This window comes from Streptomyces sp. NPDC001156, assembly GCF_053598275.1.
The window spans coordinates 1-12,683 of sequence record NZ_JBSFJX010000220.1 but is presented as its reverse complement, the minus strand read 5'-3'; the positions used below and the strand labels follow the sequence as shown (position 1 = coordinate 12,683).

At 69.2% G+C, this 12,683-nt stretch carries 6 protein-coding genes and 3 pseudogenes; 2 read left to right on the top strand and 7 right to left on the bottom strand.

Annotation, left to right across the window (positions count from 1 at the left end; all coding sequences use genetic code 11):
- A pseudogene (locus ACWDA7_RS43990) lies at positions 1–627 on the top strand (IS200/IS605 family accessory protein TnpB-related protein); the annotation flags it as partial.
- Here the strand turns inward: ACWDA7_RS43990 and ACWDA7_RS43985 are convergent.
- The 6 genes and pseudogenes from ACWDA7_RS43985 to ACWDA7_RS43960 all read right to left on the bottom strand — a co-directional run.
- Positions 591–1,148 (bottom strand): annotated as a pseudogene (locus ACWDA7_RS43985) (hypothetical protein); the annotation flags it as partial. The pseudogenes ACWDA7_RS43990 and ACWDA7_RS43985 overlap by 37 nt on opposite strands.
- 372 nt (positions 1,149–1,520) lie before the next feature.
- On the bottom strand, positions 1,521–2,513 hold the full coding sequence (locus tag ACWDA7_RS43980) for a phospholipase D-like domain-containing protein (protein WP_450612638.1): 993 nt from the start codon (positions 2,511–2,513) through the stop codon (positions 1,521–1,523).
- 281 nt (positions 2,514–2,794) lie between these two features.
- Positions 2,795–4,657, bottom strand: coding sequence for a M1 family aminopeptidase (locus ACWDA7_RS43975; RefSeq protein ID WP_450612636.1), 1,863 nt, complete (start codon positions 4,655–4,657; stop codon positions 2,795–2,797).
- A gap of 870 nt (positions 4,658–5,527) precedes the next feature.
- Positions 5,528–6,322 (bottom strand): SDR family NAD(P)-dependent oxidoreductase, encoded by a 795-nt coding sequence (locus ACWDA7_RS43970; RefSeq protein WP_450612634.1) that lies wholly within the window; start codon positions 6,320–6,322, stop codon positions 5,528–5,530.
- Between the two features lie 102 nt (positions 6,323–6,424).
- A complete protein-coding gene (locus ACWDA7_RS43965; RefSeq protein WP_450612632.1) occupies positions 6,425–7,000 on the bottom strand; it encodes a TetR/AcrR family transcriptional regulator in 576 nt (191 codons plus the stop codon).
- Between the two features lie 106 nt (positions 7,001–7,106).
- Positions 7,107–7,900 (bottom strand): annotated as a pseudogene (locus ACWDA7_RS43960) (SDR family NAD(P)-dependent oxidoreductase).
- 279 nt (positions 7,901–8,179) lie between these two features.
- Here ACWDA7_RS43960 and ACWDA7_RS43955 point away from each other — a divergent pair.
- Positions 8,180–11,929: a carboxypeptidase regulatory-like domain-containing protein gene (locus tag ACWDA7_RS43955; RefSeq protein ID WP_450612640.1), complete on the top strand. Its 3,750-nt coding sequence runs from the start codon at positions 8,180–8,182 to the stop codon at positions 11,927–11,929.
- Between the two features lie 155 nt (positions 11,930–12,084).
- On the opposite strand, the gene ACWDA7_RS43950 is transcribed toward ACWDA7_RS43955, so the two are convergent.
- Positions 12,085–12,534 carry a hypothetical protein gene (locus tag ACWDA7_RS43950; protein WP_450612630.1) on the bottom strand — a complete coding sequence of 150 codons (450 nt, stop codon included), beginning with the start codon at positions 12,532–12,534 and terminating at the stop codon, positions 12,085–12,087.
- Between the last annotated feature and the right edge of the window lie 149 nt (positions 12,535–12,683).

Sequence of the window (12,683 nt, the reverse complement as noted above, 5' to 3'; positions counted from 1 at the left end):
GCCCAGGTACGGCATGCACTGATCCGGCTCCTGCACTGGGCGAAACGCCACGGGGTGTCGATCGCGATCGAAGACCTCGACTTCGCCGCGGTGAAAACCCGGGAGAAGCACGGCCGCCAGAGGCGGTTTCGGCGGTTGATCTCCGGCATGCCCGTGTCCAAGCTGCGGGCCCGGCTCGTCAGCATGGCGGCCGAACTCGGCGTCACCATCGTCGCCGTGGACCCGGCCTACACCAGCAGGTGGGGCGCCCAGCACTGGCTGGGGCCCCTCACCCACACGACCAGGAAAACCAGCCGTCACGAGGCCGCGAGCATCGCGATCGGCAGGCGCGCCCTGGGGCACCGCATCCGGCGACGGACGGCACCGCCCCCACACGACCAGAGCGATCGTGTGGGGCATCGGACCGCCCAGGCCGGACACGGCACCCCAGGGCGTGAGGGAACCCGCCCCCGCATCCTTGGACCACGGACACGATCCGTGCCGCCGGACGCGGCGCGAACGCGGGAGACCAGTGCATCCACCACCGTTCGGGATGCGCCAGTTGACCAGGATTGGGTACAAGACTCACTCCTGCTCACTGACGAGGAACGGTATCGGGCGAGCTCCCACTCCAGGTACTTGTTGTAGGGCCGGGGGCGATGGTCGAGAGCGAAGAGCAGCTCCAGCAGAAACCGAATGGCGTCGGCGGCGTCGAGGCGGGCGGCGAGTGCATGGCCGTCTCGGTGGTTCTTGACGGAGCGGTAGAGAGAGTTGGCATAGGCGTCGAGCCAGTAACGGGAGTCTCTGCACGCTTCATCGGCGCGAAGACGCGCTTTGTCGGCCAGGATCTTGGTGATACCTCCGTCGAGCCGGTCGAGCACGATCCGGGCACGGGCGAGGGCGTAGCACTCGAAACCGGGCATTCCGGCTGCACGGAACTGGGCGAGCGAGACGATGACGAGGTCGATTTCGGGGGTGCGGTGGCCCGTGAACCGGGTGAGATCTGTTGTTGCGTTGTCGGCAAGGACCACATACAGGTCGTGATCGGAGTGCCGGGTGATCATGCCCTCGTGGGCTTGGGAGCCTTTGAGGACGAGGCCGACGACGGCTGAATCAGCGACGGCGAGTTCGACGAACGCGTCGTAGGTGAGGGGCTGCTGAGCAGTCATGATGTGGATCTCCGGTGGGGCGGTGACGGGTATGCCCGCTGGGGCGGCCCCTGTTGAGGGAGGCGCCCTGCACCGTCTGCGGCTGCACATGGCCGCCGCCCGGAAGATCAACGCACATCCGGACTCTATCGCCTGGCCGGCCGTGGGGCATGCCGTTCGGGCGGTCGTCAGGATGTCGGTTCGCAGTTGGGCACAGCCACTCGTCCAGGGCTGCGACCAGCACGGTTGCCTCGAGAGCGGATGGCGAGTTTGCCGTAGCTCGTCGGGACAGCCCAGGGTTTCCTCGGGAGCGCACCTGCGGGCGAAGGGCCGGTCCCGATTCCGACGGCAGGCGGGTGCCGCGGGGATCGGGGCCGGGCCGACCGTTCAGGGTCACGCCCGGGTGCCACCCGCGAAGTCACTGCCGAAGGTGGTCTCAACGGTGGTGGCCACGGACTCGGCCACCCCGGTGCCCGTCAGGACCAGACCCACCTCTCGGTTGTTGTCCAGCGAGTTGCTGCTGATGTTCATGGAGCCCGCCTCCACCTTCTGGGTGGACAGGCCGTAGTCGGCGACCATGGCCTTGGCGTGGATGTAGAAGCCGTTGGGGTCGGAGTATCCGACGACGGTGCCACCCGCCGCCTTGATCGCGGACACCTGGCTGGAGTAGCTGGACGGGCTCTCCAGGACCACCCGCACGGCAACGCCCGCCTTCGCCCGCGCCACGATGGCGTTGACGACCGCACTGTCACCGAGCTCCAGCTCCTCGATGTCCAGCTTCGCTGTGGCGCCGTTGATCAGGGACAGCAGGCGGTTGCGGGAGTCGGTGGGCGACCAGAGCAGATGGCCGCCGTCGGTCGGCGTGATCGAGCTGCCGGCGTAGTCCGCGTTGAAGACCTTCTCGATCGACGCGACGTCACGGGTGTCGTCGTCGAACACGCCGTAGTCACGGCTGGTCGTGTAGTACTGGGAGGTCAGGTTGCCCGTCATGATCAGCGACTTGACGCCGTCGACGGTGATGGTCTTCTGGTGGGTGTAGACGAAGGCGGAGGGGGACCACACCACTTCCACGCCCGCGTTCTTCAGGGCGTTGTAGGCCGAGTTGTTGGCGGTCTGGTGCTGGCGGTCCAGTATGACCCGCACGGTGACCCCCTTTTTCTTCTCGGCTATCAGGTCGTTGACAGCCGTGGTGTCCTCCAGCTCGTACATCGTCATGTCGAGCGAGGCGGTCGCCGAGTTGATGAAGTCGTAGATGGTGGGCTGGCTGCCGGTCTGCGAGAAGGCGAACGCGGAGTAAGTGGCGGCGTTCGCGGGGACGGCGGTGGCGAGCACTGCGGCACCAGCCGTCAGGGCGACACCTGCGCGGCCGAGGACCTTCCACAACATGCCTGTCTCCTAGTCGAGTTGACGTACCGATGGGGGGTGGCGAGCGCGGGAATGACACCACGCCCGTAGAACGCCCAGGAGGTGCGACCTGGTGAACATGCTGTGACGGGCGGACCCAGGAGGCGGACAAAATCGACAACCTGCAGGTGGAAGGCGATTCGAGGGATCCCCGCGAAATCGCAAAAGCTTCGTATCCGACCGTGACGGCGGGGGTCGCGACTTGTCGGACGGCATCGGTTCGCCGCGCCGGGAGGCACCCGCCGCGGCGAACCGATGTCCGGTCAGCCTTCGATGCGGTGCGTGGTCCAGAACGAGGTCAGGTCCGTGGTCGTGGCGGCCTGCGCGGCTGCCTTGAACTCGGCCGTGGTCGAAACGCCGTACCAGTGCGCCGTCGCATAGTCCTTCAGCAGCTTGGCCATGGCAGTGTCACCGAGGACGCGCCGCAGATCGTGCAGGGCGCACTTTCCGTAGCCGTAGACGACGGTTGAGTACCGGGAGGAGTGGGCGTCCCAGTAGGCCATCGAGTTGGTGACCTTTTCCGCCGAGGAAGCCCAGGAGACGCTGTTCCAGCAGTTGGCGCCGGTCTTGTTCAGTGCCAGATCCGTGGCGTAGTCGGTGAACGCCTCGTCGAGCCAGGGGCTGTTGTACTCGTCGTCGCCCACGATGCCGTACCACCACTGGTGACCGATCTCGTGCGTGAGCGCCGTGGTGCTGACCAGATCGAGGACGAACCCGGGGTACTCCATCCCGCCGAACCAGAAGTTGTTGTCGATCACCGCGTCCAACTCGCCGTACGGGTAGGCGCCGAAGCGTGCCGCGTGGGCGTCCACGGCGGACTTCGCGGTGGTGAGCATCGATTGCGCGCTGGAGGAGCTGATGCCCGAGACGGAGTAGACGTTCACCGGGACCCCGGCGGTCGATGTGCCCGAGATCTTGCTGAAGAGGCCCGCGGCCCAGGCGAAGTCACGGACCTTCGCGGCGGTGGCAGTGGTGATCATACGGCCGCTGGAGCCGGGAGTGTCGGTCGACGTGCCGGTGGCCGGTACCAGCAGGGTGCTGGGGTGGTCGAGGGTCACCTTGAAATCGGCGGCCAGCGAGTAGAACGACTCACCGTTGTTGGTGTAGGGGTCGAGGTGCCAGCCCGCCGCGTCCCTGACCGCGAGAACGGGCAGCGCGTTGCCGATGAAGCTGAAGGCCCCGTCGTACCCGAACCGGTCGGCGCCACTGGGGACGGTGATGCCCAGGTCGAAGCCGATCGTGGCGGTCTGCCCCTGAGCCAGTGGACTGGGCAGATCGACCTTGAGAGCTGTGCAGTTGACGGACAGGGCGCCCGCGGTGCCGCCGGTGACGTTGCTGAGCGAGATCGGCATTGCGGAGCAGGTGCCGTGGTAGTTGTCCCAGAGCCTCAGGTACACCTCGCTCAGCGCGGTGGAGGAGACGTTGGTGAAGGTCGCGCTCTCGTGGCCGGTCCAGACGGTGCCGGTGCTGTTGCTGCTGAGGCTGACCGTGTACGAGGGCGCCGCCGGGGTGCGCGTGGAGTCCGCCGGCGGGGTCGTGCCGCCGGAGGTGTTGAGTGCGACATCGTCGACGACGAAGCTCGTCTGCAGGCTGGAGTCCTCAGTACCGGTGAAGGCGAGGCTCACCGTCTGGCCCGCGAACGCCGACACGTCGAACGACTTCTGCATATAGCCGGTGTTCTTGTTGAGGTTCGAGTACGTCGCCAGCGTGGTGGTGCCGATCTTCGCCGTCAGCTTGTCGTAGGCGACGGTGGAGGTCGTCTCGGCGGTGTCGATGTGCAGCCAGAAGGTGAGGGTGGCGCTGCTGCACCCGGCCGGGATCGTGACGGACTGGGTGAGGGTGTCGGTGTGTGTGCCGCCGACCCCGTCCAGCCAGGCGAAGCTGGTGCCGCCATGGGCGTTCTGACCGGCACGATTGGTGATCACGCCGGCCGACGACTGGCTCCAGGGCGAAGTTCCGCTCTCGAAGCCGCCGTTGCTGACCACCTGCGTCGGGGTGCAGTCGGCGGCCCGAGCGCCGGTCGTGGGCTGCGCGGCTGCCGCCGGCGTGGCGGGAAGCGCGAAGGCGACCGACGCGACGGCGGCAAGTACGCTCGCCGCGAGGGTCTTGTGGGGGGTTCGTCTCACACGAAACTCCTTTGAAGCGGCCGGGTTTCCGGCTTGCTTGGAGGCCGTCCAGGGGGCTTGGGTGCGCCGTAGGCGGCCGCGGATTGCGCGCATCGCTTGCGAGATCGCTGGTGAGATTTCCGCCGTCGCCCACTGGGGTTGGGACGACGGCATCCGGAAGTTTGACAGATTTGACCCGAACATGCCATCAGCCCTTCGGGCTCCGGACGCGGTCAGGTCCGGCCCGGCATCGCAAGGACGGTTGTCAGACGCGCCTGACCGCCGGGGCAGTTGTCCGCCGTAGCTGGTCGCCGGGGCGATCGATCGACGTGGCTGGTCGCCGCGGGCCAGGACGGCAGCGGGCGGTGCAGGGCGGCACGGGACTGTGACGTCGCCCGACGCCCGGCCGGTATCGGCCGCCGCCGGCGCACTGCGCCTGGCGCAGTCGCCCCCCCTGGCTCCTCGCCCGCGATACGGCCGACAGGAGGCAGCTCGAAGCTGAGACCGCCGAACTTACCGGCCCCGTCGACCGGTTCAGCATGAGCATCGACTTCGACGACCGGTTCAAGGGTTTCTCGCCCATCGTCCCGCCGAAGCCGCGCCCCGCCCCCACCCCCGCCGCCATGCCGCACGGCAGGATCGCCTGAAGGAGGTTCGGCTCCACGGCGGTGTCCCAGCCTGCGGCCGGCATTCCGATCCCAGGACGGCACCGCGCCCAGCGGCTTGTCGGGCAGCGGCAACGACCTTCCGGCACGACGCCGAGCCGGGTCCGGTCACCAAGCACCGGACCGGTCACCAGGGCATCGAGCACCACGCGGCTTTCACCGGCCAGGCGGCTTCGGAGGGACAAGTCGCAAGTCAGCGAACGGTCCGGGCGATGCGAAGCCGACTTCAGGTGGTCTTGATCTGACCGCCGTCGATGACGAACTCGGCACCGGTGATGTTGCCTGCGACCGGCGAGGCGAGGAAGAGCGCCAAGTCGGCGACCTCGTGGGGCTCGGTGACCCGTCCGGTCGAGATGCCCATGCTCTGCGGCACGACCACGTCGATGGCCTCCTGCGCGGTGGTGCCGGCGGCCGCCGCGGTGGCGTCCGCGAAGCCGCCGGGCGCGGTCCAGAAGGGGGTGCGGACAGGGCCGGGGGCGATCGCGTTGACCCGTACGCCGCGCGGTGCGAACTCCTCCGAGAGCGACTTGGTCAGGCTGGTCAGTGCCGCCTTGGCCGCGGAGTAGTCCACGACCATGGGGAAGGGCAGCCGGGCGTTGATGGAGCTGATGTTGACGATGGCGGCACCCTCCGACTTCAGCAGATGAGGCAGGGCCGCGCGTCCGGCACGTACGGCGCTGAAGAAGGTGAGGTCGAAGATGCGCTGCCACTCGGCGTCGTCCAGCTCGAGGAAGCTGGGGCGAGGACTGCCCGCGCCCAGGTTGTTGACGAGGATGTCGAGCCTGCCGTGCCGGTCCACGGCCCGTTCGACGAGCCTGTCCGCTCCGTCCGCCGTGGAGAGGTCGACGGGCACGACGGTGACGTCGTACTTGTCCCGGAGGGCGTCGAGCTCGGGCGTCGAGCTCCGGCTGCCGGCCACTACGTGGGCGCCCTCGCGGCTCAGCGCCTCGACGATGGCCAGACCGATGCCCTTGCTGGCCCCGGTGACGACGGCGACCTTGTCCTTGAGGTGCAGTTCCATGATGATCCTCTTTTCTGGATTGATTGATACACAATGAAGGTGTGCGAGACGGTGTCGCGGCGCCGCCGAAGCGTCGCCACGCCCGGCCGGACCTGGCGTCGATCAGTTCAGGGCGCGCAGGGCCGTCGACACGGCGTCCTCGACGAACGCCCGGCCCAACTGGGCCTGACCGACCACCCGTAGGCCCTGGACGAAGGTGGTCAAGAAGCGGGCGAGCTCCACCGGGTTCTTGTCGGGCGACAGTTCACCCCGGGCCTTCGCCCTCTCCAGAGCGCCGGCAAGAGCCGATTCGAGTACCCGCATGGCGGCCGCGACCCGGTCCACCGTGGCCGGATCACCCCCGCGCTCCGTGGCGGCGTTGACCACCAGGCATCCGCGCTCGGGGTCGGCGAGATCGGCCTCGGCCATCTCCACCAGCACCTCGCGCACAGCGGGCCTCACTTCGGTGGCACCCTCCAGACGCTCCGCGATGCCGCCCGCCTGCAGCGAGCAGTAGCGCTCCAGCGCGCGGGCATAGAGCTTGTCCTTCGAGCCGAACGCCGCGTACAGGCTCCCGCTGCCGATCGACAGTTCCCCGAGCAGGTCCTGCAACGACGTCGCGGCATAGCCGCGGCGCCAGAACAGATCCATCGCTCGGTCGACCGCCTCGTCGACGTCGAACTCCCGATTACGTGCCATGACGCCACTATAGCTTTTGTGGATCGTTCAATCAAATAACGGCGATGTGCGCGTCACCACCGCCGCCGCAACGCCATCGGGCCCCGCGGCCGCACCGACGGATCGGTCAGGGCAGGATGGAGTCGACGTATCCGCCGTCCACCCGCAGTGCGCCTCCGGTGGTGGCCGAGGCCTGCTCGGAGCTGAGGTAGACGACCATGTGGGCGATCTCCTCCGGCTCGATCAGCCGCTGCAGCAGTGACTGCGGCCGGTGCTCGCGCATGAAGACACGCTGAGCCTCTTCCCAGGGCAGCTCGCTGCCGACGAGTTCGCGGACGAAGTCCTCGACGCCTCCGGTGTGGGTGGGACCCGCGATCACGGAGTTCACCGTGACGCCCGAGCCGGCGGCCTGCTTGGCGAACCCCCGGCCCACGGCGAGCAGCGCCGTCTTGGACATGCCGTAGTGGATCATCTCCGCGGGGATGACGACCGCCGAGTCGCTGGCGATGTACTGGACACGCCCCCACCCCCGCTGCATCATGCCCGGCAGATACAGGCGGGTCAGCCGCACGCGGCCAGCACGTTCACCTCGAAGTAGCGCCGCCACTCCTCATCCGTGATCTCCAGCGGCTTCTCGGCGCCGAAGATCCCGAGGTTGTTGACGAGGATGTCCACCTGCGGCAACTGTTCCAGCGTCAGACGTGCGCCCTCCTCGGTCGCGACGTCAGCGGCGATGGGCACCCAGTCGGCCGCGGGCGCTTCCTGTGCCAGTCGCGCGACGCTGTCCTCCACTCGCTGCGGGGTGCGCCCGTTGACCCCCACCCGGGCTCCGGCACGGGCCAGCCCGGCCGCGATCGCCGCACCGATGCCCTGCGTCGAGCCGGTGACCAGCGCTGTGCGGCCCTTCAGATCGATCCGCATCTCCTCGTGCCCTTCCGTATGTTCGTTCCGCTCCGCCTACCCGTGTCAGTTACGGGTCACCCGGTCGACCATACCGGTCAAAAGGGCACAAAAGACCCGCCTGGACAACGGCCGAAAAGTTCTGCGACCGGACCGTGAACTTTTCCGGAGTTTCCAGCAACTCACTTATCCAGGGGCGGCATCGGCCGTCACCATCCGGATGTCCACGGGAGCTGTGTTTTGTCCATATATCGGAGACCCCTCCCCCACCGGCGGAGACGTCTGTCCGTCGGTGTCGGGCTGCTGAGCGCCGCCATCCTGGCGGCGCTCGGCGTACAGGGCCCTGCCCAGGCCACCCCAGAGGAGACGACGGCTCGTTCAGCGTTCGCCACCTCGCTGCCGGGGCACGTCGAGCCGTTCTGCGGGCCGCCCAAGCCGCATGAGTTCACCTGTTTCGGCCTGCGTCGCACCGACGTCCAGGCGCGAAAGGGGCTGCGGACCGCTGCGGACGCCCCGCAGGGCTTCGGACCGACCGATCTGCGCGACGCCTACGGTCTTCCCGGCGACGGCGGGGCAGGTAAGACGATCGCCATCGTCGACGCCTTCGACAACCCGAACGCCGAAGCAGATCTCGCCGTCTACCGCGCACAGTACGGACTGCCCGCCTGCACCACCGCCAACGGCTGCTTCGCCAAGGTCGACCAGCGCGGCGGAACCGCCTACCCGTCGGCCGACCCGGGCTGGGCCACCGAGATCTCCCTCGACCTGGACATGATCTCCGCCGTCGCCCCGAACGCCCGGATCCTGCTGGTGGAAGCGGACAACGCCGGCATCGACGATCTGGGCGCCGCCGTGGACCAGGCCGTGGCGCTCGGTGCGGGATACGTCTCCAACTCCTACGGCTCCAACTACACGTACTTCCCCGAAGACCCCGGCGAGTCCGCGGCCGACGTGCACTACGACCACCCGGGCGTGGCGATCGTCGCCTCGTCCGGCGACTCCCGCTACGGCGTGGCCTATCCCGCGGCATCGCCCCGGGTCACAGCGGTCGGCGGCACCACACTCACCCGGGACGCCGGCAGCACCCGCGGCTGGTCCGAGTCGGTATGGAGCCACGACGGCAGCGGCACCGGATCCGGCTGCTCCCTGTACGAGCCCAAGCCCGCCTTCCAGCAGGACTCCGGCTGCCCCGGTCGCACCGTCGCCGACGTCTCCGCGGTGGCCGACCCGGCCACGGGTGTCGCGGTCTACGACAGCTACGGCGGCTCCGGCGGCTGGGGCGTGGCCGGCGGGACCAGCGCCTCGGCGCCGATCATCACGGGCGTCTACGCCGACGCCGGCACTCCCGTCGCGGGCACCTACCCCAACATCTACCCGTACGCCTCCGGCGGCTCGGCTCTCCATGACGTGACCACGGGCTCCAACGGCCGGTGTTCCCCGGCGTATCTGTGCACCGCGGGCCCGGGCTACGACGGACCCACCGGCCTCGGCACCCCTGACGGCCTGGCGGCCTTCCGGATGGGCCCGCACGGCACGCTTTCGGGAACGGTCGTCGACGCGAGCGGCGCACCGGTGGCAGCTGCCTCGGTGACGGCCGGAATCTCCAGCACGACCACCGACGGGGAGGGCCACTACAGCCTGCCGCTGCCGGTCGGCAGCCACGACGTCAGTGTCGCGGCCTACGGCTACGCACCGGAGCAGGCCTCGGGCGTCGATGTCGGCGACGGCGCAGTCGTCACCCGCACGTTCACGCTGCGCAAGCTGGCCACCCACCGTGTGTCGGGCACCGTCACCGACGGATCGGGCCACGGCTGGCCGCTCCACGCGAAGATCACCGTGGACGGAGTGCCGGGCGCCCCCGTGTGGTCCGACGCCTACACCGGCGCCTACCACCTCGATCTGCCCGAGAACAGCACCTACACCCTGCGCATCGCCGCCGACGACCCCGACTACCAGTCGGCGGTACGGCACGTGACGGTCAAGGGCGCCGACCAGACGCTGAACCTGCCGCTGCCCGCGGACACCTGGGCCAGTGGCAACCCCGCCTACACCTTGAAGGTGAACACTCTCGAGAACCAGCCCTTCGACTCCCCGGCCGGGGCACCGCAGGGCTGGCAGGTCGTCAACGCCCCGGGTACCGCAGGCGGTTGGGCGTTCGATGATCCGGGTCGCCGGGGCAACAACACCGGCGGCACCGGCGGCTTCGCCGTCGCCGACAACGACCACGCCGGCTGGGACAAGCCCTTCGACACCCAACTGATCACCCCGGTGTACGACTTCGTGGCAGCGGGCGATCCGGAGCTGGCGTTCAACACCGACTACGAGGGATCCGCCGAGCAGGTCGGCGACGTGGACGTCACCGATGACGGGGGCAAGACCTGGACCACGGTGTGGCACCAGGACCAGCTGTGGGGGAACGGCCGCGTGGAGATCCCCTTGACCGCGTACGCGGGCAAGCACGCGGTGCAGGCACGCTTCCACTTCACCGGGCCGGGCATGCTCTGGGCCGTCGACGACGTGACGGTCGCCCAGCGCATTCTCACCCCGGTCCGCGGTGGCATGCTCACCGGCACGGTCAGCGACGCCAACACCGGACGAGGGCTGGTCGGCGCCACCGTGCACACCGACGCGCACGGTCCCGTTGCCCCGACGCTGGCGACCTCGGGCGACCCGCTCGTCGGCGACGGCCTCTACCGACTGTTCGTCCCCGGCGGCGGCAGCCACACCGCCACGGCCGCCAAGCCGTCCTATCGCGCGGCCACCCGTACCCTGACGATCCCCGCGGACCGGGCCGTCAAGGGCTCGTTCGTCCTGAAGGCAGGGCAGCTTTCGGTCGGCACCACCGGGATCGACATCACCACCTCCCCCGGCGGCAAGGCTGTCCGGAAGGTGACCGTGCGCAACACCGGCACCGCTCCCGCTACCCTCCGGCTCGGCGAACGCACCGGCACCAGCCCCGGTTCCGCCACCCCCGGGACCGCCTGGCGCGGGCTGCCCGACCTCCCCGCACCGGTGATGGACAACGCCGTGGAGAGCTACCACGGCAAGCTCTACTCCGCGCTCGGGTTCGACGGCACCGGCCCCGTCGCCGACCTGTACATGTACGACCCGCAGACAGGCTCCTGGAAGCGCGGCGCCGCCGCGCCGGAACCCCGGCAGGCCACGGCGCACGGCATCGTCGACGGCCGGCTCTACACCGTGGGGGGCTGGGGCCCGCAGGAGACGGTCAGCGACACCATGCAGGTCTACGACATGGCGAGCAACACCTGGTCGAAGGGCCCGAGCATTCCGCAGGGACGCTTCGGCGGGGCGAGCGCGGTGATCGACGGGCGGCTGTACGTGGTCGGCGGATGCACCAACGCCGAGTGCGGAAGCGCCGTGTCCGTTTACGACCCGCACTCACGCTCGTGGTCCAAGGCCGCCGACTACCCGCAGTCGATCAGCTGGGCCTCCTGCGGTGCCATCAGCGGCAAGCTGTACTGCGCGGGCGGCATCCACGAGTACGTCGAAACGGACGCCGCCTATGTCTACGACCCGGCCTCCGACAGCTGGCAGCCCATCGCCGCCATGCCCGTGGGGCTCGCCACCGCTGCCTACACCGCCGCCAACGGGCGGCTGCTGATCTCCGGCGGTTTCAAGCGAGTCGGCGTGAACAGGGTCCTCACCGCGGAGGGCTACGCCTACGATCCGGGCAAGGACAGCTGGACGGCCCTGCCCGACACCCCGACCGCGGTCTACCGGGGCGGCGGCGCCCCCGGGATGTACCGGTTGGGCGGCAGCAGCCAGAGCCGCTTCCCGGTGCCCGTCGCGACCGTGGAGCAGCTGCCGGGTTACGACCAGACCGAGGCGAACGTGGACTGGCTGTCCGCGAACCCCACCAGGCTGACGCTGCGGCCCGGTGAGAAGGTGTCGTTCACGGTCACGGTGAACGCACGGGACATCAGCCGGCCCGGTGACTGGACGGCGTCCTTGGTCCTGCGCAGCGACACGCCGTACTGGCTACCGGCGGTCCCGGTGACCCTGCACGTCGTCAAGGGCCGCACCGCATAACCCCGCGGGATCCCGCAACCGCGCGCCCCGAGCGGACAGCACTTGCTGCTCGGGGCGCGCGGCCTTTCCGGCCGAACTGTTCCGGCACACCTGAAGGGGCGCCTCTGCGCGGAGGCGCCCCTTCGGCCTTTGGGTCCTATTACCGTCAGACGGTGTTACCCGGCGCCGGTGGTCCTGCGGCAACGCCACCAGACCAGACCTGCGCCAGCCGCGAGAAGCACGAGTGCCGCGCCCGCGATGCCGGCGATCTGCGTGCCGGGGTTCGCCAGTCCGCCTCCGCCGCTCTGGTCGCTCGGCGGCGCGGTGGTCCCGCCGCCGCCCTGCCCGGAGTGCCCGGGGTTCGGAGTATGGCTGGCCGGGGGCGTGGACGGCGGGCTCGTCGGGGTCCCCGTCTGGCTCGGCGTGGGCGTCGGGGTCTGACCGCCGCCATCGCCCTTGTGCGCTGCCGTGTTGCCGCCGAGGGCGAGCAGGCCCTTATTCTCGGCGTCATCCGTCATGGCCTTGACGGAGATGTCGGTGGTCCGGGGCAGGTGCTTGTGCTCGGAGGTGAACCGGGCCTTGCTGATGTTCTGCTTCGGAGCCTTGGAGAAGTCGACGCCGCCCATGACGCAGGTGGCGTTCTGGCCGTCCTTCTGGCACGGGTAGCTGTAGTCGCCCTGTTTGAATCCTCCCCCAGCTGAAGCAGGGGGATTCCTGGCTCACGTTGGCTGCGGGTCAGCGACCAGCAGCTCTTACACGATCAACACCAGCCGGG